This is a genomic window from Oceanobacillus sp. GQ8 (assembly GCF_059758495.1).
On record NZ_JCAXEV010000001.1, the window covers coordinates 276,668 to 298,170 of the forward strand.

Annotated in this window: 24 protein-coding genes; 22 read left to right on the plus strand and 2 right to left on the minus strand. The window is 37.1% G+C overall.

Going from position 1 to position 21,503, the window contains the following annotated elements; translation table 11 throughout:
* Nucleotides 1-66 precede the first annotated feature (66 nt).
* The 22 genes from AC6CHS_RS01445 (at nucleotide 67) to AC6CHS_RS01550 (ending at nucleotide 19,018) form a co-directional block, all read left to right on the plus strand.
* A complete protein-coding gene (locus AC6CHS_RS01445; RefSeq protein ID WP_498233693.1) occupies nucleotides 67-1,203 on the plus strand; it encodes an AAA family ATPase in 1,137 nt (378 codons plus the stop codon).
* Nucleotides 1,181-2,425, plus strand: coding sequence for a TadA family conjugal transfer-associated ATPase (locus AC6CHS_RS01450; protein WP_498233694.1), 1,245 nt, complete (start codon nucleotides 1,181-1,183; stop codon nucleotides 2,423-2,425). Before AC6CHS_RS01445 ends, AC6CHS_RS01450 begins: the two co-directional genes overlap by 23 nt.
* 4 nt (nucleotides 2,426-2,429) lie before the next feature.
* Nucleotides 2,430-3,380 carry a type II secretion system F family protein gene (locus AC6CHS_RS01455; RefSeq protein ID WP_498233695.1) on the plus strand — a complete coding sequence of 317 codons (951 nt, stop codon included), beginning with the start codon at nucleotides 2,430-2,432 and terminating at the stop codon, nucleotides 3,378-3,380.
* A 5-nt stretch (nucleotides 3,381-3,385) separates the two neighbouring features.
* The gene (locus tag AC6CHS_RS01460; protein WP_106897012.1) at nucleotides 3,386-4,249 is read left to right on the plus strand and encodes a type II secretion system F family protein; all 864 of its coding nucleotides are present in this window, start codon (nucleotides 3,386-3,388) and stop codon (nucleotides 4,247-4,249) included.
* Nucleotides 4,250-4,285: 36 nt separating this feature from the next.
* A complete protein-coding gene (locus AC6CHS_RS01465) occupies nucleotides 4,286-4,486 on the plus strand; it encodes a Flp1 family type IVb pilin (RefSeq protein WP_498233696.1) in 201 nt (66 codons plus the stop codon).
* 30 nt (nucleotides 4,487-4,516) lie between these two features.
* Nucleotides 4,517-5,131, plus strand: a complete 615-nt coding sequence (locus tag AC6CHS_RS01470; RefSeq protein WP_498233697.1) for a TadE/TadG family type IV pilus assembly protein — start codon at nucleotides 4,517-4,519, stop codon at nucleotides 5,129-5,131.
* A gap of 16 nt (nucleotides 5,132-5,147) precedes the next feature.
* A complete protein-coding gene (locus AC6CHS_RS01475) occupies nucleotides 5,148-7,328 on the plus strand; it encodes a DUF5702 domain-containing protein (protein WP_498233698.1) in 2,181 nt (726 codons plus the stop codon).
* Between the two features lie 20 nt (nucleotides 7,329-7,348).
* Nucleotides 7,349-8,008 (plus strand): hypothetical protein, encoded by a 660-nt coding sequence (locus tag AC6CHS_RS01480; protein ID WP_498233699.1) that lies wholly within the window; start codon nucleotides 7,349-7,351, stop codon nucleotides 8,006-8,008.
* A gap of 122 nt (nucleotides 8,009-8,130) precedes the next feature.
* Nucleotides 8,131-8,301 (plus strand): hypothetical protein, encoded by a 171-nt coding sequence (locus AC6CHS_RS01485; RefSeq protein ID WP_498233700.1) that lies wholly within the window; start codon nucleotides 8,131-8,133, stop codon nucleotides 8,299-8,301.
* A gap of 200 nt (nucleotides 8,302-8,501) precedes the next feature.
* On the plus strand, nucleotides 8,502-8,783 hold the full coding sequence (locus tag AC6CHS_RS01490) for a hypothetical protein (protein ID WP_498233701.1): 282 nt from the start codon (nucleotides 8,502-8,504) through the stop codon (nucleotides 8,781-8,783).
* 225 nt (nucleotides 8,784-9,008) lie between these two features.
* Complete coding sequence (locus AC6CHS_RS01495) at nucleotides 9,009-9,569, plus strand: hypothetical protein (protein WP_498233702.1); 561 nt, start codon at nucleotides 9,009-9,011, stop codon at nucleotides 9,567-9,569.
* Nucleotides 9,570-9,592: 23 nt separating this feature from the next.
* Nucleotides 9,593-10,117 (plus strand): A24 family peptidase, encoded by a 525-nt coding sequence (locus AC6CHS_RS01500; protein ID WP_498233703.1) that lies wholly within the window; start codon nucleotides 9,593-9,595, stop codon nucleotides 10,115-10,117.
* Nucleotides 10,118-10,224: 107 nt separating this feature from the next.
* Nucleotides 10,225-10,851, plus strand: a complete 627-nt coding sequence (locus AC6CHS_RS01505; protein WP_498233704.1) for a DUF4352 domain-containing protein — start codon at nucleotides 10,225-10,227, stop codon at nucleotides 10,849-10,851.
* 62 nt (nucleotides 10,852-10,913) lie between these two features.
* Nucleotides 10,914-11,162: a hypothetical protein gene (locus AC6CHS_RS01510; RefSeq protein ID WP_498233705.1), complete on the plus strand. Its 249-nt coding sequence runs from the start codon at nucleotides 10,914-10,916 to the stop codon at nucleotides 11,160-11,162.
* Between the two features lie 64 nt (nucleotides 11,163-11,226).
* Nucleotides 11,227-12,786, plus strand: coding sequence for a DUF6382 and FHA domain-containing protein (locus AC6CHS_RS01515; RefSeq protein ID WP_498233706.1), 1,560 nt, complete (start codon nucleotides 11,227-11,229; stop codon nucleotides 12,784-12,786).
* Nucleotides 12,783-13,718 carry a PP2C family protein-serine/threonine phosphatase gene (locus AC6CHS_RS01520; RefSeq protein WP_498233707.1) on the plus strand — a complete coding sequence of 312 codons (936 nt, stop codon included), beginning with the start codon at nucleotides 12,783-12,785 and terminating at the stop codon, nucleotides 13,716-13,718. The genes AC6CHS_RS01515 and AC6CHS_RS01520 overlap by 4 nt, the downstream gene beginning before the upstream one ends.
* A 21-nt stretch (nucleotides 13,719-13,739) precedes the next feature.
* Nucleotides 13,740-14,642 carry a serine/threonine protein kinase gene (locus tag AC6CHS_RS01525; protein ID WP_498233708.1) on the plus strand — a complete coding sequence of 301 codons (903 nt, stop codon included), beginning with the start codon at nucleotides 13,740-13,742 and terminating at the stop codon, nucleotides 14,640-14,642.
* A gap of 12 nt (nucleotides 14,643-14,654) precedes the next feature.
* Complete coding sequence (locus AC6CHS_RS01530; protein WP_498233709.1) at nucleotides 14,655-16,046, plus strand: type VII secretion protein EssB/YukC; 1,392 nt, start codon at nucleotides 14,655-14,657, stop codon at nucleotides 16,044-16,046.
* Nucleotides 16,047-16,157: 111 nt separating this feature from the next.
* Nucleotides 16,158-16,898, plus strand: coding sequence for a DUF4352 domain-containing protein (locus tag AC6CHS_RS01535; RefSeq protein WP_498233710.1), 741 nt, complete (start codon nucleotides 16,158-16,160; stop codon nucleotides 16,896-16,898).
* A 416-nt stretch (nucleotides 16,899-17,314) separates the two neighbouring features.
* On the plus strand, nucleotides 17,315-18,004 hold the full coding sequence (locus tag AC6CHS_RS01540) for a YrrS family protein (protein WP_498233711.1): 690 nt from the start codon (nucleotides 17,315-17,317) through the stop codon (nucleotides 18,002-18,004).
* A 23-nt stretch (nucleotides 18,005-18,027) separates the two neighbouring features.
* Nucleotides 18,028-18,717, plus strand: a complete 690-nt coding sequence (gene mtnN, locus AC6CHS_RS01545) for a 5'-methylthioadenosine/S-adenosylhomocysteine nucleosidase (RefSeq protein ID WP_498233712.1) — start codon at nucleotides 18,028-18,030, stop codon at nucleotides 18,715-18,717.
* Nucleotides 18,718-18,787: 70 nt separating this feature from the next.
* Nucleotides 18,788-19,018, plus strand: coding sequence for a YrhC family protein (locus tag AC6CHS_RS01550; protein WP_498233713.1), 231 nt, complete (start codon nucleotides 18,788-18,790; stop codon nucleotides 19,016-19,018).
* Nucleotides 19,019-19,038: 20 nt separating this feature from the next.
* On the opposite strand, the gene sigK is transcribed toward AC6CHS_RS01550, so the two are convergent.
* Both sigK and AC6CHS_RS01560 read right to left on the minus strand, forming a co-directional pair.
* Nucleotides 19,039-19,743 (minus strand): RNA polymerase sporulation sigma factor SigK, encoded by a 705-nt coding sequence (sigK, locus tag AC6CHS_RS01555; protein ID WP_498233714.1) that lies wholly within the window; start codon nucleotides 19,741-19,743, stop codon nucleotides 19,039-19,041.
* A gap of 254 nt (nucleotides 19,744-19,997) precedes the next feature.
* Nucleotides 19,998-21,467 carry a UDP-N-acetylmuramoyl-L-alanyl-D-glutamate--2,6-diaminopimelate ligase gene (locus AC6CHS_RS01560; RefSeq protein ID WP_498233715.1) on the minus strand — a complete coding sequence of 490 codons (1,470 nt, stop codon included), beginning with the start codon at nucleotides 21,465-21,467 and terminating at the stop codon, nucleotides 19,998-20,000.
* Nucleotides 21,468-21,503 lie beyond the last annotated feature (36 nt).

Genomic DNA, 21,503 nt, shown 5'->3' on the forward strand with positions numbered 1-21,503 from the left:
TCATGTGACAAATTTAGTAATATTTAGAAGTGACAAAGACGATAGTGAAATGACGGTGGTGAATGCATGAAAAAGTTACGTGTAGTCATATTGGATGATAATAAAGATTACTTGGAGTCATTATCCGCATTTATGCGGACCTCAGAAGAGACAAATCAGTTTATTGTAACGTGCTTTACGGAAGCTACTAATTTACACACATACATACATCAAGGTCAACAGATCGATATCTTATTGATTAGTACTTCTTTATTAACAGAAAATCTTCAAGTAAATCCTGGAACAACGATTATGACGTTAGAGGATGATGAAGTTAAAGGGAAAAATGGAATGAATGCTATATATCGATATCAAAGATTAAACCAACTGATATCCTCCATGTTAGCTATTTATTATGAGCACAATGAAGTAGCTGGAAAGCTTCTGAGTAGAAGTAAGCAAACAAGGGTTATTGCATCCTATTCAACAAGTGGCGGAGCTGGTAAAACAACCGTTGCAGTAAATCTAAGTAAACAGCTTGCACTTACAGATGCAAAAGTTTTCTATCTGAATCTTGAGTTATTTAATTCAACAAGCCTGTATTTTACATCTGCAGAAGATAGACCATCTTTGCAAATATTTTATTATGTAAAGGCAGAGACAGAGCAACTTCGCTCAAAATTAGAAGCATTAAAAAAATACGATCCCTATTCCATGGTTGATTACTTCGATTTGGAAATAAATGCTGATGAGATGCTGGAAATGTCCGAAAAGGATGTAGGTACATTAGTAAACGGGATTGTAGAAACTGGTACTTATGATTACGTGGTAGTGGATCTTGACAGTTCATTGCATGAACGCAATATTGCAGTGTTGAAGGAAGCAGATCATGTCATCTGGACAATCGTGAACGATGTACAAAGTCAATTAAAACTTAAAAGCTTCTTTGCAGAGGAAGAGAAATTAGTAGGGAAAGAAAACCTTGTGAAAGATAAGACGCATGTTCTTCTAAACAAACATATAGGAATGCCTGTGCAACATATTGAAGCTGCAGAAATGAGCATTGATGGTTATCTCCCTTACATTGAAACCTGGTCTAGTATGCAGTCAAGCTCAGAGATTTTAGGGAATGAGCTATTTAACCAGGAACTACAAGCCATTATTCAGGACAAAATCATCCCAGTAAGGGAGGGTGTCGTAAGTGGAAACAGAGAAGGTAATTAAAGAACTAATCCAGCATTTACGTGAAACCCTTGATTTAATGCATTCTATTAAAAATGATGAGCTACGAGAATATGTAGAAGCCGCTGTTTTTGATTATGCAAGTGAACACAAGTTGAAATCGAGTGAGATAAAGTATCTTGTAGAACGAATTTACAATGCATTTAGAGGCTATGATGTTCTTCAACCATTAATAGACGATAGAAGCATTACAGAGATTATGGTCAATAACCATAAAGAAGTATTTATCGAAAAAGATGGTTCCACCTCTCAGGTAGACATACAGTTTGAGAGTGAACAAAAACTGGAGGATATAATCCAGGCAATTGTTTCTAAAGTGGATCGTGTGGTTAATGAATCTTCGCCAATTGTGGATGCAAGGCTTCATGATGGATCGAGGGTGAACGTGGTCTTACCGCCAATTGCATTAAAAGGACCGGTCATGACCATTCGTAAATTCCCGGAAAAACCACTCATGATTGAGGATTTAATTGAGAAGAACTCTATCTCGAAGGAAGCATCCGAGTTTTTACAAAAGCTCGTTGTCTCGAAATATAATATTTTCATTGGTGGAGGTACCGGATCTGGTAAAACGACCTTCCTTAACGTACTATCTAACTTTATTCCACAGGATGAACGGATTATCACAATTGAGGATTCAGCAGAATTGCAAATCAAAAGTGTCCCAAACCTCGTAAGTTTGGAAACTAGAAATGCCAATACAGAAGGAAAGGGCGAAATTTCAATTAGAGATTTGATTAAATCTTCTCTAAGAATGCGTCCTGATCGGATAATTGTTGGGGAGGTCCGTGGTGCCGAGGCATTGGATATGCTTCAGGCCATGAATACAGGCCATGATGGATCGCTTTCTACGGGTCATGCGAACTCAACGAAAGATATGCTCAGCAGACTGGAAACAATGGTGTTAAGTGGTGCTTCTTTACCAGTAGAAGTTATTCGCCAGCAAATCAGCTCTTCCATCGATATTATGGTTCACCTCATGCGACTTAGGGATAATACGAGGAAAGTAGTAGCCATAAGTGAAGTGATTGGGGTAGAAAACGGTGAGGTCCTTCTCAACCCGCTTTATGAATTTGTTGAAGAAGGAGAAACGGATACAGGAAAAGTGATTGGTGAATTGCAGTCAACAGGTAATGACCTTCTGAATGAAACAAAAGCACAGTTGGCTGGAATTTCTGTTAATCAGGAAAGACTGAGTGGGTGAACACATGACAGATGTTATACTAATTATCCTTTTGCTTAGCTTAGTGGGAGCCTATTTTTATACTGTTAGAAGGCGAAAAAAGAAGGAAGCAGCTATTCCGCTAGACAGTAAGCTAGCTGACAAAAAAAACAAGGAATTAGAACTGCTTAAAAAGAAGCATTTCATGGAAAAACATAACGAAAAGCAGAACAAAGAAGTAGAAGGCCATCTGGTTAATTACGCTGTTTATCGGCTCTCAGTAAAGGAATTTGTGTTTTACGCTGTTATAGCAGGAGCTTTTTTTTCCTTCGTAGGATACCTTTTTTATGAAAGTATAATTGCTACTATCATAATGGGAGCGTTAGGTCTGCTCTATCCTAAAGTCCAACGGAAAACCTTATTAAACAAGCGTAAAGAAAAGCTAAAAGTACAGTTCAAAGAAGCCATTGCCTCCTTGTCTTCTTCCTTAGCAGCGGGAAGATCCATCGAGAATAGCTTTCGTGAAGTGGTCGCCGATCTGTATTTGCTCTACCCAGATCCTAATACATTAATCATTCGGGAGTTTGAGGTTATTAACCGAAGGATCGAAAACGGTGAAACGATTGAAAATGCATTGCTTGATTTTAGTAATCGTTCAGATATGGAAGATATTCAAAATTTCACTAATGTTTTTATCACATGTAAACGGACTGGTGGAAACCTTGTAGAAGTAATCAGAAGAACATCAGACATTATTAGTGAAAAAATTGATATACAACAAGAAGTTGCCGTAATGGTATCACAGAAGAAATTTGAGTCCCGAATTATGAGTGTTGCTCCTATAGGAATGATTCTATTACTTAAATACAGTGCAGAAGATTACTTGGCTCCAATGTACCAATGGAGTAGCAGAGGGCCGGTATTTATGACCATCTGCCTTGGATTGCTCGTTTTCTCATACTGGTATGGACAGCGAATTATGGATATTAAGGTGTGATAAGTATGGTTATTTACGCAATATTAACGTTCATTATAATCGGAATCTATTTTGGATTATCTTTAAAGGTCGGAAAACGCTACGATGTCGTGGTTGAAGACTTTAAGGATCAGTATCCACTAATGTTTATGGCCCCCGTTTCTTTATATTTAATTGATCACTTTAAAATTATGGAGCGGTTATATAGTCAAATTGCTAAAATCCAGCAGAAAATGATTAGTCTCTATGGCAACCGTACAGCTTTACAGCACACGAGAATGTATGTCGCGCAATTAATTTCCACATCACTTGTCTGCTTACTGGGAACCTTTCTTTTCACATTGCTTTCTGAAGGGGACACAACGATATTAATTGTTGGATTGATCTTTACTGTCATGATTCCATACGCGATGGTTGCTAAATTGGCCAGTCAGGAGAAGGAACGAAAAGAGGACATTTTAACAGAGCTTCCAGAGGTGGTAAATAAAGTTATTCTCTTAGTTAATGCAGGAGAAACGGTGCAACAGGCACTAATTCGCTGTGTTACCACAACCCAAAATCCAAACTCTCCGCTTATTAGAGAGTTGACCGAGACAGTAAATAAGATGGTAAGTAATGAGCCATTCCACCAGGTCTTAAATGACTTAAGTAAAAAGTGTGGAATACAAGAAATTTCTATTTTTACTACAACCATACTATTAAACTATCGAAAAGGTGGAAATGATTTAATACTCGCACTTCGTGAGTTATCACACGAGCTATGGGAAAAACGGAAGAACATTTCCAAAACAAAGGGTGAGGAAGCATCATCCAAAATGGTGTTTCCCTTAATCATCATCTTTGTAGCAGTCATGATTATAGTAGGTTACCCCGCGATTACAATCATGTAATCAGGTTATATATAAAATCTTAGGAGGAATCATAAAATGAAAAAGTTTAAAAACGCTTGTAAGAAGTTTTGGAAGGATGAAGATGGTCTACAGACCTTGGAAATTATGCTGATTATCGCAGTTATTGTTGTTATCGCGTTGTTGTTTAGAAAGAGTATTATGGAGTGGGTAAAAAGTTTACTCGACTTTGGTGGTACAGAGATTGATAAATTTAAACAGGGAGGTAATGGAGAATAAAATTTTATACGAAGGGCTTGAACAGTTAAAATGTTTAAACAATCATTCTCCACTTTAAAGAAGAATGAACAGGGTAGTTTTACGATTGAAGCATCTCTTATTTTCCCTATCCTTATGATGTTGGTTATCTGCTTTATATTCTTTAGTCTAGTTATCTATGAGAAGGCTACCCTACATTACAAAGCCAACAGTATTGCCAGTGATCTTGCCTATACTTGGAACAATAGTTCCATGGATGTAGAAACAGCAGCGTTTGGTGTGGAAGAACTTTCTACGCAGGCAAACGGGGACGGCTTATACTGGCGGTTAACAGGTAACAATGTATTAAGCAAATTTGGTCTAGAAGGATCAGCTGATAATAGTTTAGTAACAAAAAAGATTGATCGAATTAATGATTACAATGGAGAAATTTCCTTTAATAATGGTTTTCTGATTCGAGAGATAGAAGTTTCCTTAAAGAAATCTTTAGCCCTCCCTTCCTCTATTTCAAAACTTTTTGGTGGAAATGGAATTAGTGCGGTGGCAAAACAACCAATTACTGAACCGACCGAGTTAATTAGAAATACTGACTTTGTAATATATGGATCTGGGAAGATCGCTAAATACGGTAGCTATATCTTTGACTTTATGGGTAAGGGCAAGTAGAAAAGGGGTAGTTGTTTTGAAGAAAGGTATAAAGAAGTTTATACACAAATTTATTATGGATGATAAAGGGGCTGTATCCATTTATCTGATTATCATCACCCTACTCCTTTTCTTATTTAACGCTGTGTTAATTGATTATGCACGTATTCTAGTAGCTGAAAGGCAGACAGAACAAGCTGCAAAGGTAGCGCTTCGTTCTACAATGTCTTCCTATAACCAAGGATTACAGGACAAAGGCTTGTTTGCGTTTGATGGAGACCAAGGTCAATCTAGTGAACTTTTTAAGAAGGTATTTGCAAAGAATCTCGAACCAGGGGATGGAGAAGGGTTTAAGTTCGTAGATGTACAGCCTGAAGAGAGTGAAATAACGACGGAGTTAAATCTGAATAGAAGCCTTGCAAACAAGGATGTTTTTAAGTACCAAGTCTTAGAGGAGATGAAATATAAAGCTCCTATTGAAATTGGTGAATCCATTATAGAAAGTTTCTTAGCTCTCTCAGATGACATGGAAGAAGTATCCGTTTATACCGATGTTATAAAAGATATTGAAGGGGATGTGGATGACAGAGAACAGAACCTAGACGATGTCGAGGCATCCCTTAAATCAGCAAAGGAAAAACTGGACTCCATTCAATCTAAAATACATTCTGAAAGTAGAACTGCATATCCGGCTGTAAACAATTTGGAAGATTTGTATTGGGGACATTTAGAATATATAAAAGCATATCCTAAGGACCCACCAGAGGAAGATGACGAAGAAAAAACTGATGAAGAAAAGGAACAGGAAAAAGAAGATAAAGAAGAAGCTGATAAATATCATAAAAATGCTCTTGAATTATTAAATGACATCATCCCTATTGCCAAAGAAGCAAAAGAAGATCTGGATCAAGCCCTAGAACTATTAGGTGAGGCTAAAGAAAACAACGACAGTATAAGCCGAAAAATTAGTGAAGCAAAGGATAGCAAGGGAGATATCTATGATAACGCACAAGGCGAGAACAATAGTGATTTAGACACTGGTGGAGATGTGAGCGAAGCGACAGGCTCTATAGATGATTATGTGCTTGATGAAGAGCTTTTTACAGATGTTGAGGACGAAATACAAAAAGGAATCGATAGTCTGACTAAGGAAACCAGATCAGATGCTTTGATTCCTAAATTAAAAGAGTTGAAAAGTACTGTAGAAAATGGATTTAAAAACAGAAATAAAAATGGGATAGAATCTGACGTAGTTAATTCCAGAACATATCATGACACTTCTCAAAAACATATTCAGAATGCTATAGACTTATTGGAAGAAGGCAGAAAGGAGTTTAAAGATGATGAGCTTGAAGAAGAAAATGAACGGGCTGATGATGAATTAGGTAATCTTAAAGACCAAATGGATGAATGGATTGGAGCTTATGAAGATATTACTGGTGACACGAAAGTATATGAAAGTTTGTCAGAATTAGTAATCAAATATGAGGGAGCAATAGAGTCAAATGGTGAAAGTTTTGGATTAGAGGATAAAGATGATACAGCAGACCAAGCAATGAATTTTATCGATACATTGTTTAAAAATATCGGAGAGCAATTAATTAATGGTCGAGATGAGCTTTATTTTAACGAGTACATTCTAACTAGGTTTAGCAGTCATACTTTTCCTACAGGTGGGACCTCAGGGTATACCTTTGATAATAACCAAGTTGAGTATATAATATATGGTTTTGATTCTTTTGGGGCTAATTACATGGCAGCACTTAGTGAAATTTTTGCAGTGAGGTTTGCAATTAACTTTGTTGATGCATTGAAAAAACCGAGAAGCAAACTTTTTGGACCTTATTTTTGGGTTGCAGCTTTAGGAGATGCGTTTGTTCAGACATTAGATGATATGAGGATATTAACTTCGGGGAGAGTTGTCGACTTAATCCCAGGTAAAGAGTATCCAACTATGGATTATAAAGATCACTTAAGACTATTTTTGTTTGCGCATAGTGAAGGAAAAAAGACAGAGAGGGTGATGGCGGTTATAGATCAAGAAACGGAGACGGACTTAACAAGTGCTTCTACATATATTACAGCAAATGCTAAAAGCTCTGTTAATTTATGGTTTTTACCTGGGTTATCTAAGATGTTAGGAGAAACGGGAGTGCTTGAAGGAAATGTAGAAGGAAACAAGTTTATAATTGAGAAAGCAATAAACTATTCATATTAAGTATAAAAGGAGTGGGAATATTGAAAAAGTGGTTGGTTGTTATATTGGTTATGATGATTACATTGGTAATCAGTGCATGCAGTGATGAAGAAGATAGCAAAAAGGATGAAGAGCAGAATCTAGAGGAAACTATAGAAGGAAATAATAATGGAGACGAGAAGGAAGAGGAAGAAGAAGAGGAAGAAAAAGAAAATGATACTTCAGAAGAAGAGTCAGAAGATGTCAGTGGAGGTTTTGAAACACAAACTGAAGACCAATTGGATCTGACTATTGGGGACACTGGGAAATTTGATACAGACCTAACTACTTTTGAAATAACCTTAGAAAATGCCAAAATTCAGCAAGAAGTAGAAGGTAAAAAATCTGAACTCTATGGCTATATAATTCTAGATATTACTGTAAAGAATACGGGTGCAACCACTCAACCTGTACAAGATTTACTATATGGGTTTGAAGTTACGGATAACCTCGAAATGACTGGATATCAAAATTACTCCGAAAATTATGAAAGTCTAGATCATATGACCGGTGAATTAGACAAAGGTGAAGAAGTTTCTGGACAGTTTATTACAAAAATTTATGAAGCAGAAGAGTATTATTTCCGCTTAAGATCAGGGATCACAGGGTCTGGTGCAAGTAATGAGGTTATTTGGACTATTCCTGCAAAGGAAGCTAAATAGCAGATAGACAATGTTTACCTACAGTGTTGTAGTTTTAATTACTACAATGCTGTTAGGTTAAACAGTCTGCATATATACATAGGCGGGAAAGTCACCGAGGTACGATGCAGGAGGTGGGGAAATTGAAAAAGTGGTTGGTTATTTTATTAGTATTGATAACATTGATAATTAGCGCATGTAGTGATGAAGAAGGAAGCACAAATGATGAAGAACAAAATTTGGAGGAAACTATAGAAGGAAATAATAATAAAGATGAGCAGGAAGATGAAGAAAAAAAAATGACACTTCAGTAGAAGACGAGGAGGACTCAGAAAATGTTAGTGGAGGTTTTGAAACCCAAACAGAAGACCAACTGGATCTGACAATTGGTGATACTGGTAGATTTGATACAGACCTGACCACTTTTGAAATAACGTTAGATGATGCGGCGATCCAGCAAGAAGTAGACGAAAAGGTCTCCGAAATCGGGGGCTATATAATACTTGATATTACAGTGAAGAATACAGGTGAAACTACCCAACCTGTAGAAGATTTATTATACGGTTTTGAAGTAACAATTGCACTTGATATGACAGGATATCAAGATTACTCTGAGAGTTTTGCAAGTATTGACGAGATGACAGGCGATTTAAAACCAGGCGAGGAAGTTTCAGGACAATATATTACAGAAGTTTATGAAGCAGAAGAATATTATTTCCGCTTAAGATCAGGAATAACTACTTCTGGCTCAAGTAATGAGGTTATCTGGACTATTCCAGATAAAGAAGTGAGATAATAAATACTAATGTGCCTGTAGTATTATGGAATTTAAATTCCATAATACTACTAGGTATCTATTTATACATATTAAGCTAGTAACCCTGTGGTTTTGAGGGGGATGAATCTAATGCAAAGAGATTATTTTGTGTAGTTATATGAATATTCTTAACAAATGATTTTAATCACGAAGCAGTATAGGTAGTGAAGTCTAGATGGGGGGCGAGTTGCTATTCGACATTTCATGAGGAAAGAAGAAGGAAGTATAACGTTAGAAGCAGCGATGGTACTACCCTTTTTTATGTTATTTATCGTTTTCTTAGCGACTATTATTCGAATTTCAATTGCTGACATGGCATTATACCAATCTGTTTCGGAAACCAATGAAGTGATTGCGACCCACGCCTATCCTGCAGATTTGGCGACCACTGCAGTGGAGGATATTTTAAATGATAAGTTATCAGGGATTCACGAGGATTTGGATCTAAACCTTGCTGCCAGTTTGCTAACAGACAGTATGGAATATTTAGATATAAATATTGATGTCAATGGTTATTTACAAAGCATATCAGCGGATTTGTTAGAACCTGTTATTCAGGATAAGTTTGCTGATAAAGTGGGAGGAAGTTTTTTTGATTCATCCAATTTATCAATTGATCAAGTTACGCATCCCACAAGCTTTACTGGAGATGGGGCGTTTATAGAAATAGACGCCAGCTATAAAATTGATGTAGCTGTACCATTTGTTAATAAAGAAATTATTCTTAAAAAAACATCCTACGAAAGGCTATGGGCAGGATCTTAAATTGAAATTGGTAGAGAGGGGTGATGATTTTGCTACAAGGTTCTGACTATCTGCTATTTGTAGTCCTGCTGATTGCACTTATTTGGGATATCAGATTTAATAAATTACCGAATTGGTTAACTGCTGCTGCGATGATATTAGGTATCCTATATCATCTTATAATATCTGGTTTAGACGGTCTTATTTTTTCTTTTATAGGGCTCCTTGCAGGGGGCGGCATTTTTCTTGTTTTGTATTTGTTTAAGGCTATAGGAGCAGGGGATGTAAAGTTGTTTGCTGCAATTGGTGCTATTACAGGAGTTCCAATGGTGTTCTACTTCATGATGTATTCCGTAGTGTTTGCAGGGGTAATTGGAATTATTTTATTGTTATTCATGAAAACATTTCTGAGGAACTTCTTAAATATGCTCTTTAATTTTGTAAATTCACTCCTTTCCGGGAAGCTGAAGGATTTAAGAGAGTTTGATATAAACAAAACGACTAGGTTCCCTTTTATGTACGCTGTAATACCCGCTGTAATTGTGACGTATTATTATAACTTTATGTAGGTGAGTAGAAGTTAAAGCATTCAAACTTTAGAAAATATTCTAGGATTATAAGACACCCAGCTCAACTGATTACTCATATTGATAATGGCTAAAGGAGAATCCATAAGATGAAATATTTATGTTTTAGTATTGTTTTATTGTTAGGATTGTTCCTCACTGCTTGTAATGAGGAAGAACAACAAAATACTACGGAGAACGATGATGTAAATGAGGATACAAGCGAAAATGAGATTAGTTCAGATCAGCAAGAGGATGGCTCTGATGATGGTACAACTGGTGAAACGCAAAGCGATGAGAAAGGCATCTCTGCGGAAGATCAACTAGGATTGAAAATTGGTGACACTGCAAAAGTAGAAAATAATTTCACAGAATTTGAGGTGACACTGGATGCAGTTGAAGTAACAGAAAAAGCAGGTGAAACTCCTTCAGAACAAGGGAACTATGTCATTTTAGATTTAACTGTTAAAAATCTAAGCGATGGGCCCTTAACAGGCGTGGATGCATTTAGCAGTACTAGTTTAGAGACAAAGGAAAACTCAAGTGGTTTCACATGGTTTTATATCGATGGTGTGGTAGAGGCGTGGGATAGCGAGATTGCGCCTGGGGAGACTCAATCGGGCTCTCTTTTATTTGATGTAGCAAAGAGTGAGAAGTATATTATGACAATGGCTAAGCACCTTGAAGGGTTATCTAATTACGTAACGTTTACCTTCTCACCAGAGGAATCCAAGTAGATGTAGAAACGAAGCCGAATAGATAGTAAGCTTTCTCTATTTACTGTAAGGGGAGGGCCAAGATGACAGAAATAATAGATTTTTTGTCAAATATAGCCTCGAAAATAATGGAATTTATTTTGGTAGCTTTTTTCTGGTCAGCCGATGCACTGGCAGATCTGTTGATGAAGACGGATTTAGTTGAAAAGGAAACTACTGCAATAGTTGTTGGTATCTTTATAATGTTTATTATCTTCCTTATAATTGTGGGCACCACTATAGGTACCAAAAACCCTAATCGAAGCCCTTTTGATGGTGGAAGGGATGATTGACTTCTTACACATTTTACAAACATATGTCTTATAAAATCTATTCGACAAGCCAGGAGGGAAAATAATGGGGCAAATTTATGGCCTTCACTATGATTATTCGAATCATAACGGTCAATCAATTGTGTTCACAGAACAAAATGGTAAAAGTATTACTTCGGGAGACCTAAATGAGGTTCAACTTAAAATGATTCAGTCTAATTCAATACCACATTTGCTTTCCCTTTCCGTAGAAAATATGGACTTAAAAACAAAGCTATTTTACGATCTTACCTCAAAAAGTAAGTTGACATCCTATTTTCAAAAGAAGAACGCAACAATGAATGATTATTATCAAGTGTTCCTGTCTATTATATCTACTTTGGAAAGCTGTTCTTCCTATATGCTAGATCAAGAGAAATTTATCTTAAGACAGGATTTTATTTATATTGGAAAGAACCCCGGTGATATCTATATCGCCTATTTACCTGTGAAAAAATTAGACAAAGAGACCAATGTTACAGAGGATATGAAAAAACTTTTAACCGATGTTGCTGGAGAGGTAGAAGGTCTTCAAGGGAACGAATTTAAAAGCATCTTAAATTATATTAAAAACGATGGTTTTAGTGTAGGTGGTCTGAAAAAGCTTTTATTAGAGTTAATTTCCTTGCGATCAAATGTGAACCACTCTAGCCAGGTTAGTGGATTTTCTAATGAAGCGGGAATAAATGAGAATGGGGTCCATCCATCGTCCAATAAACAGCAGCCATCCAGCAATAATGGAACTAAAGTAACTACCTCACAAAATGAACAGTCAACTGTGACTCCAACTCAGTATAAAACAATAAAGAAGCTGCCAAAACTAACATCAAGAGAAAAGGTCTATATATTCTCTGGGACGTTATTATCCCTAGCTTTAATATGGAAGTTATACGATGCAGTGACTACACAGGCTATGCTGGCAGTAAGCAGTGGACTTTCTATTATCATTGTAGTGGCAGTTGTTACTTACATTAAATGGTGGCGCCCTGGAGTGAAGCCAATAGAAACTCAAACTTCGAATCCAGTGAAAAAACAAAAAGGGAATGGGAAACAGGTAGGAGTGAACCCTGTTAATCTACAGACACAGGCCCAACCTCAGCCACAAAGCTATAGTCAACCGTCAAAAGAGACGCTCCAACATCAAACACAGACACAGCAACCAGCATATGCAAGTCAACAGCTAGCCGCTGCAACAGCCATGGATACCACACTATTGACAAACCCATCGGATGATACGGTGTTATTGGAGGATGAAGCTAATCTATCTACCACATCAACTGCTCCATCAAATGTAACAGCAATATTATCTAAAACTTCCCCTGATGGACAGGAGGAAACAATTGAACTGAATCGAAATAACTTTCTTATTGGTAGAAATGCAGACGCTGTAAGCTATGCGGAGGAAGCAACCGGGGTATCCCGCCTACACGCAGAAATTATCCAAATTGATTCCACTTCTTATGGCATAAAGGATTTAGGGTCGAAAAACGGCTCGAAGCTAAATGGAAATACCATGGTCCCATACAAGGTGTATGCACTTCAGGAAGATGATGAAATTATGCTTGGAAAAGCCACTTATATTTTTAAATGGAGTCATTCCTCGTGAGCAGAAGATGGCAAACTGGTAAAGCTACACACAAAGGGACTAGAAAAAATAAGAATGAAGATTCCTATCTGCATCGCCATGCCATTGATAGCGAAGGAAACGAAATTGCGATGTTCGCTGTGGCAGATGGGATGGGTGGCTATGAGGTTGGAGACACCGCCAGCAAATTAGCAATATCTTTTTTTCAAAGATGGTGGGATAAGCGCATCATCAAACTATTAAAAAAGCGAGATATAATGAAACGAATTGCCCGAGAGGGTGTATCGACCATGAAACAGATAAATACTTCAATTAAAGCTACGAGTTTGCATACAGGGAAGAAGATGGGAACGACACTCTCCTTGCTCATTATGTTTAAAGGCCAATATGTTGTTCTCCATGTTGGGGATAGTAGGATTTATCAGATGAGAGGCTGGAATTACGGGTTACAGCAATATTTTCATCATGCTAACCAGGAGGACCTTACTAGTCTCCTGCAAGAACAGAGCACAGAAATTTTGGAATCAAACCCTGAACTAGTGAAGCTAACAGAGGATCATTCATGGGTGGAAAGACAAGTAAAGGATGGGATCTTAACAGATGAGGATGCCCGCAATCACCCGAAGCGAAATGTATTGACACAATGTCTTGGAATAGAGGATGAAATAAACCCGCAAATAAAAATGGGGCAATATCAATCAAGTGATATGTTTCTTGTATGTTCGGATGGCTTTCATTCCTTGTATTCTAATGAAGAGATCTTAACTATGTTAATAAATCTGGAGAAGGAATACACAAATCTACAAATGATGTGTGAGTACTTAATAAACTTTTGTAATTTTTCCAATGCTGAAGACAACATTACACTCATGCTCATTCGGAACTTATATGTGGAGAAAACAGAAACAAAAGGAAGACGAAATTTGTTATCAATACTGGGAATGAAATGGTAGTGGAGGCATGGGGTGTTAACAATGAGTAAACATAATATCTTCGTGAAGCCAGGTGACATTTTACGTGAAAAATACAAGGTAGTAGAGCACATAGCAACTGGTGGTATGTCGGAGGTATATCGCGTCCAAGACATGAACAATTCATTTCAAGAGTGGGCTGTGAAGATCTCAAATATGTCTAGTAAGCTATCGAGAAAGTTGATAGATGAGACAAAGCTATTAAGTGAACTAGATCACTCTATTTTGCCGCGTGTAGTTGACTTTTTTCAGGATGATAATTATTTCTACCTTGTGTTGGAGTATGTGGAAGGTGTATCTTTAACACAATTTCTGGAAGACGACTCTAATGAACTTAAGCTTGAGGATATTGTAAACATTGGGGTACAGCTCTGTGATGTACTATATTACTTACATACTCGCAAACCTCATCCGATTATATACCGTGATCTGAAGCCAGGAAATATTTTATTAAAGAAGGATGATCAGATCAAGTTGATTGACTTCGGAATTTCACGTAAATACCAGGAAAAACAGATGAGGGACACTGTTCAGATTGGAACAGTAGGTTTTGCAGCGCCAGAGCAATTCGAAAAAAAGCAGACGGATAAACGTACCGATTTATTCTCTCTTGGAGCATTGCTTTACTATCTTTTATCTAGAGGGAAATATGTGTATATCGCACAAGAGCCAATAAAATCACTCAATTCATCTATCCCGAAAAGTCTTGAAGCCTGTGTTGACCAACTTGTTGAATTGGATCCCGAAGACAGACTGCAGGATGTTAGAGAGGCGAAGATACTCTTATTAAAAGCTAGAGAAGAATGGGAACATCGAAAATCAAAACAGTACTCAAAAAAGAATCTTTTACCATATGTAATTGGTTCTTTAGCAGTAGTTGCAACAATTATATTATTTTCTTTGTAAGGAGGCGAAAAAATGAGTGAGTATAGTAAACTACCATATGGTCGGATAATGGAGAACGAAGGGTTGGTTACATATCAGATTTCCAGAGAAGAGACGAACATTCAAGATGTAGAACAACTTGAAGAATTAAAACGCGATGAATCCCTGTTTTTCTCTTGCCAGCATTATCAAGTGAAGGAAGATCTTGTTACCATCTTTTATAAGAAAAAGGCTGGTTATGTATGCTTGGCCCAAATTAAGACGATGGACGACAAGAAGAAGAAAAAAGTGACTGATAAACTCTTGCAAACAGAGAGCTTAGTTGGTACACAATTCAGCACTTTTCTGCATCCTGCAAACATTTATGTAAATGAGCGAGGGGATGTAAACTTTGCACATCGCAGTATCCGTTCTGTTTTACCACCTGAGGAATTTACTGAGCAAGGCTTATTAAACGAGCTAAAGCCAATATTAATAGCATTACACAGCAATCATACTTTTGAAGATATAGTTGAAGATAAGCAGCTTTTGGTGTCAGGAAACAATAGCTTACTGAATGCAATTAATATAGCAACTTCTATCGACCAACTTCGAAAGCTATTTGCCACACATGTTCCAGCTGTCTCTTCAGAAGACAAGAAAACCCATAAAGATAGTCGCAAAACAACCGAAGTGAAACAACCAAAAAAGATAAAACTATCCCTTATGTCAGGTGTGCTAATTGGTGTTTTAATCGGCATGATCGGGTTGTACCTTATTAAAGTGGTACCTTTGGCAGATTCAGCCAGCGCTCTTGAGAGTGAAATGAGTGAGCAAGAGAATAGTTTAACGGAAGAAAATCAGGAGCTTCAAGAGAAGGTAGATCAAAACCAACTTATTATAAAAGGATATCAAGAGGCAATGGCAGGCAATACAGAAGCAGCAATTACCAACTTGGAGAAAGTTAATAGTCCTGACAAAAATGCTGAGCAAACGTTAATCCAGCAGTATATCAAGTTGAATACGGTAGATAGTTTGACAAAAGCTGCTGGAATGGGTGAAGCCTATCAAGCTGAAATCGTAGGAAAATTAGCTCAGCTTGAAAATGATGAAGCAAATGACGTCATTCTATCACTAACGTCCAGTGCACCAGAAGTATTAATTGAACAAGCATGGCTAGAGAAAGATTATGAAACAGTATTAGAAGTATATAAGCAAATTTCCGACAATAATCATGCTAAACTCTTAGCAGCTAATAGCTATCTTGAGCTTGAAAACAATAAAGAAGCAATGAAGTTAGGAAAAGAGCTTAAGAACAAACAGGTCCAAATTGGTAGCTTAGAAATAGAAAAGAAAAAGGCAGAAGATAACAAAGATATGGACAAAGAAGAAAAAGGTGAGAAATTGGATGAATTAAATAAAAAGATAAAAGAATTGAAGGATTAATAGCATATGCTGTGTAGGTTAGTTGAAACTATACAGCATTTTTTCTTAATTGAGACTAGTAGACAAAATTGAAGTATACTAAAAAAAAATTTTAGTAAAGAGGTGGTAATAATGAAAAGTAAACTAACGAGTTTTTTAATAATTGTAAGTAGTATATTGATATTGGGTGCCTGTGCAAATGAAGAGGATACGAAAGCCAATGAGGATGAGCAAAATTTAAATGAAACGATCGAAGGAAATAGTAATAAAGGTGAGGATTCTTCAGATAACGATGCGAGTGAAGCTAGTACTGAAGATAACAATAAGTCAGAGGAGGATTCTGAGGAGTCCGAAGAAAACTTAAGTGATGTAGTTCTTGATAATCAGAGCGATTCAGTTGAAATTAGGGAAACAACAGCAGGTTTTGGAATTGAAACACCAGACCAGATAGGACTTAAAGTAGGTGACACAGGGTATTTTGATGACACGATGGGTACTTTTGAGGTGACAGTAAATTCTGCAGAGTTATTAGACGAATTAGATGGAGAGGAATCTCAAGCAGATCATTTCTTTTTAATGAATATAACAATTAAGAACACTGGAGAAGAAACATGGAATGCACAAGATTTTCTATACGGTCTTAGAGTGACAGATGATTTAGAGATGACTGGTTATGGTGATTATGCAGAGAGTTTTGATAGTGTGGAACAGATGACTGATGATATTACACCAAATGAGGAGTCTACAGGTCAATTTGTAACAGAGGTCTATGATGGAGATACGTATTACTTTAAAATGCGATCAGGTATAACAGAAGGCTCAGGAGAGAGTAACAACGTTGTTTGGGAAATTGCAAAAGAGGAATTACAGTAATTGATTTTGTAAGTTTAACACACTCTAGATAGTTAGCTTAGACTATTTAGAGTGTGTTTTAATATGTGGTTAAAAGTGAATTGTTTAAATTAATGGTGTTGGGGTGTGATCTCAATTTTTTGTAAATTAGTTAAAGGGGTATTGGGTTGTTAATAGTGAAAATTGCAATTAAGAGAAGTCAGTATGAGACATTTATATTTTAAAGGTAACTATTATTTCACTAAAAAAGTTGGCAATATTGCTGCGGAGACCAGTAACCAGGTGATCTGGACTATTCCTGCAGAAGAAGCAAAGGAGTAACCTCATTATTATAAGTGTTAAAACACGAATGAAAATTACTTTTGTAATATCCCTATCATATTATTCTATCTTAAAAATATGATACTATAGTAGAGTAAACATAGGGAGGGAAGGCCATGAATGATTTCGATAAACATTCCAGAGTTGATAAATTTGAAAAAAGAAGGAAGAATACAAAATCTATTTCTGTTCTAATGATAGCAGGTTCTCTTCTTGTAGTAGTTTTACTTGGTATGTGGATATTTGGTGGTGGGGATGACCAAGCATCAGAGGAAAAACAGACCACAGAAGAAAATAAATCTACAAATGAATCAACTAATAATGACACTGAAGAATCAAATGAAGAGCAAGCCGAAACAGATGAAAACAACTCCTCTAATTCAGATGAACAAGCAAACGAAGCCAACGATGAAGAATCGGATGCTGAAACAGATGGAGACGAGAATCAGTCTGCAGAAGATATTGAAACAGAACAGGTTGAACCTTCTGGAGAAAATGTAAAAGAAGCATACACCGGAAATTGGGAACCAGTTGGAACAGACCAAGAGGGGCCTCATACTACAAACTATGATAGTGGCTCGCAGGATAGACAGGAGATAGCAAGGGCTGTTGAGCTAGCCACAGGACTTAATGCTAGTACGATGACCACACATTGGGTCGGAAATGGTGGAGATCAAAAAGTAGAAGCTACTGTATCTAATGAAAGTCAATCAGAAATTTACCGTGTCTATTTATCTTGGGTTGATAATGAAGGCTGGCAGCCGACCAAGGTAGAAGTCTTAAATTCAGTACCTAATAACAACTAATCGCACAAATCGGAGGCATAATCATGACAATAGGTATTATAGGAGCAATGGATGAAGAAGTTGCATTACTTTTACAAAATGTATCAAACCAAAGTGAGGAAAGCATCGCCGGATGTAAATTTGTAAAAGGACAAATAAACGGAAAAGAAGTTGTCATTCTTCAATCTGGTATAGGAAAAGTGAACGCAGCAATGGCGACGACCATTATGCATGAAAGATACGAACCCTCGCATATCATCAACACAGGTTCCGCAGGTGGATTTGCTGAAAAATTGGAAGTAGGCGATGTTGTTATTTCCACTCAGGTGGTACATCATGACGTTGATGTAACGGCTTTCCAATATGCATATGGCCAGGTGCCTGGCATGCCGGCTATGTATGATGCCGATACAGATCTTGTATTAAAAACAATCTCTTCAGTAAAAGAAATGGGCTTAAGTTATCAAGAAGGAATCATTGCAACAGGTGATTCCTTCATGCAGGATCCAGAACGAGTAGCGTTCGTTAGAGAGAAATTTCCTGAGATGATCGCAGCAGAAATGGAAGCAGCTGCAATCGCACAGGTTTGCCATCAATACGGAAAGCCATTTGTTGTTATTCGTGCTCTTTCAGATATTGCTGGCAAAGAATCATCTGTTTCCTTTGACCAGTTTCTTGAGAAGGCAGCGAAAAATGCAGCTACTCTGATTATGACCATGCTCAAAAGTATGTAATATGTCCATTATTTACCTTCCAAAAGTATGCATAATTTATGTTATGATGCGTTATAGAGGAGGGGACGTATTGGATAAACAAAAGAAATTAGAGTTGAAATGGAAAGATTATCAGCGTTTTACTGCAGTTCTACTAATATTAAGCAGTTACCTATATATGGGTGCCATCATTAATACGTATATGAAACCCCCAGGCAATGGGGATATGCTATTCGTATTGTCACTTGGTGGTATTGTAACGGGAATAATTTTAGCGGTTAAGCAACTTAATATAAAGAAAGAAATAGAGAATGAGCGCTGATTTGAATCAGCGCTCATTCTTCAATTTCTACGTTCTTTACGGTAATATTCATGAAACACTTTCATAAGGGCCCGTTTTTCAATACGTGATACATAACTTCTTGATATATTCAGCATCTTGGCAATTTCTCTTTGGGTCATTTCTTTATGATCATTTAAGCCATAACGGTAGATAATGACTTCTTTTTCCCGTTTATCCAAAATTGTAAAGTATTCCTGCATCTTGGCAATTTCCATATTTAACTGGATGTATTCGATAATATTATCGTTTTCAGCCTCTAGAATATCAATAAGGCTGATTTCATTTCCTTCTTTATCCTGCCCGATCGGATCATGGAGGGAAACATCTTTTTTTACTTTCTTTAATGCTCGTAAATGCATTAAAATTTCATTTTCGATACAACGGGCTGCATATGTCGCAAGCTTTGTGCCTTTATCAACAGAAAAACTCTCCACCCCTTTGATTAAACCAATGGTACCTATGGATATCAAATCTTCTACATCTTCACCTGTATTCTCAAACTTTTTAACGATGTGTGCCACTAAGCGTAAATTATGCTCGATAAGCTTGTTACGAGCAGTCTCACTTCCTTCTTTCATTTCTTTCAAATATTTTATCTCATCTTCTGGGGGAAGCGGCTGGGGGAAGGCATGGTTTTTCACATACGAGACAAAGAAAAGGGTTTCTTTTATTAGAAGAGCAAGCACGCTTAATATTCCGGACAAATATATCCACCTCCTAAAAGTGCCGGCTGGGCTATTGCCTATAATTCGATTTTATGTAGATAAGGGGCTTTTCGTGTCTGTCCTTCTAAAGATAATTAGAAAAACTCGCATTCGCTCGTCTATTAGAGAATGTGTACGTTTTTCTTATACTTGGGACTTCAAAATTTTAACTACGTCGACATTGCTTCCTAGCTGAAATTTTATACTTTTCTAACGTGTAAAAAAAGCACTTCCCGAAAGAAGTACTTGGTATTTCATTTATTATATTTTCGGTTTAAGCACTCTGTTACTACCGTTTCATCACTATGGGGTTGTTTTGTATTTCCTGTGATTTGATAATGCTCTTTACCTTTCCCCGCAATGATTAGAATGTCACCAGGTTCGCTTATCTCTACCGCATGTTCGATAGCCTCTTTACGATCGGCAATCATACCATAATTCTCGTGTTGCATTCCTTGTTCCATATCTTGAAGGATACTTGTAGCATCTTCGTTCCGTAAATCATTAATAGTTAAAATGACGATGTCAGCAGTGGATGCTTCTTTGGCCATAAGAGGCCGTTTTTCTTTATCTCGGTCGCCGCCTGTTCCAGCTACATAGATGAGGCGATTTCTTTTAAATGTTGAGACGGATGTAATGGAACTTCGGATAGCATCAGGCGTATGCGCATAATCGATAAAAACTTTAAGCGGCGCATTGTGCTTTACTTTCTCCATTCTTCCCTCAATTGGATTAATCAACTTGAGTAGATTCACGGCTGCAGACAGTTGGATACCTTTGACGAATAAAGTAGATAACGCTGCAAGAACATTATATACATTAAACTCTCCGAGTAACCTAGTCTCTACAGAATAACCTCCTTCAGGGCTTTGGAGGGTAAACAAGGTCCTATCCTCAAAATATTGGATTTGTTTGGCTTGAAAATCGGCTTCTTCTGATATTCCATATGTTAAGACCTCAGCAGGTGACATGTTTTCATAAATTTTTGACCAGGCATCGTCTTTATTTAGGATGGCATACTTACGTTTTGTTGCATCATTACCTAATTGGGCAAATAATAAGCCTTTGATATATCCATACTGTTCCATACTTTGATGGTAATCAAGATGGTCTTGAGTTAGATTGGTAAAGATAGCTATATTAAAATCAATCCCCCATACTCGCCCCTGGGCCAGTCCATGTGAAGACACTTCCATAACCACATCTTCGACTCCAAGATCCTCTGCCTCTTTTAACATTTTCTGATTCCCTAACACGTCACAGGTCGTATTGTCGGTATGTTTGACTTCACCATTAATTGTGATCCCGGTTGTTCCAGCTAGAGCCGTTTTACGCCCCGAATTTTCAAGTAACTTATTTATAAGTGTTGATACGCTTGTTTTACCATTTGTTCCAGTAACCCCGATAATATCCATATCTATAGAGGGATAAGAATAAAATCTATTTGCGAGATGAGCAAGTGCTTTAGCAGTATTTGGTACGATAACGAGTGCTGTGTTGGATAAATCGATGTCAGGTTTCTCTTCCGCTACTATAATAGTTGCACCACGATCAATAGCATCTTCTATGAAGTGGTGGCCGTCAACGGTATACCCTTTTATGCAAACGAACATCGAACCATCTTCCACTTTTCTTGAATCCTGCTGAATTGATTGGATGTTTAGTGGAAGAGGACCAACTATTTGTTTGACATGGAGACATTCTAGTAAGTTTTCTGTATTCATTGACCGTCACCTCTAATTCTTCTTATTACTTATTTT

Bases quoted from the DNA above. Each gene is read 5' to 3' on its own strand.
- AC6CHS_RS01515 (WP_498233706.1), top strand. From the start codon at position 11,227: ATGGGGCAAATTTATGGCCTTCACTATGATTATTCGAATCATAACGGT.
- mtnN (WP_498233712.1), top strand. From the start codon at position 18,028: ATGACAATAGGTATTATAGGAGCAATGGATGAAGAAGTTGCATTACTT.
- AC6CHS_RS01465 (WP_498233696.1), top strand. From the start codon at position 4,286: ATGAAAAAGTTTAAAAACGCTTGTAAGAAGTTTTGGAAGGATGAAGAT.
- AC6CHS_RS01500 (WP_498233703.1), top strand. From the start codon at position 9,593: ATGATTTTGCTACAAGGTTCTGACTATCTGCTATTTGTAGTCCTGCTG.
- AC6CHS_RS01495 (WP_498233702.1), top strand. From the start codon at position 9,009: ATGAGGAAAGAAGAAGGAAGTATAACGTTAGAAGCAGCGATGGTACTA.
- AC6CHS_RS01445 (WP_498233693.1), top strand. From the start codon at position 67: ATGAAAAAGTTACGTGTAGTCATATTGGATGATAATAAAGATTACTTG.
- AC6CHS_RS01525 (WP_498233708.1), top strand. From the start codon at position 13,740: ATGAGTAAACATAATATCTTCGTGAAGCCAGGTGACATTTTACGTGAA.
- AC6CHS_RS01460 (WP_106897012.1), top strand. From the start codon at position 3,386: ATGGTTATTTACGCAATATTAACGTTCATTATAATCGGAATCTATTTT.
- AC6CHS_RS01535 (WP_498233710.1), top strand. From the start codon at position 16,158: ATGAAAAGTAAACTAACGAGTTTTTTAATAATTGTAAGTAGTATATTG.
- AC6CHS_RS01470 (WP_498233697.1), top strand. From the start codon at position 4,517: ATGTTTAAACAATCATTCTCCACTTTAAAGAAGAATGAACAGGGTAGT.
- AC6CHS_RS01455 (WP_498233695.1), top strand. From the start codon at position 2,430: ATGACAGATGTTATACTAATTATCCTTTTGCTTAGCTTAGTGGGAGCC.
- AC6CHS_RS01510 (WP_498233705.1), top strand. From the start codon at position 10,914: ATGACAGAAATAATAGATTTTTTGTCAAATATAGCCTCGAAAATAATG.
- AC6CHS_RS01530 (WP_498233709.1), top strand. From the start codon at position 14,655: ATGAGTGAGTATAGTAAACTACCATATGGTCGGATAATGGAGAACGAA.
- AC6CHS_RS01505 (WP_498233704.1), top strand. From the start codon at position 10,225: ATGAAATATTTATGTTTTAGTATTGTTTTATTGTTAGGATTGTTCCTC.
- AC6CHS_RS01540 (WP_498233711.1), top strand. From the start codon at position 17,315: ATGAATGATTTCGATAAACATTCCAGAGTTGATAAATTTGAAAAAAGA.
- AC6CHS_RS01560 (WP_498233715.1), bottom strand. From the start codon at position 21,467: ATGAATACAGAAAACTTACTAGAATGTCTCCATGTCAAACAAATAGTT.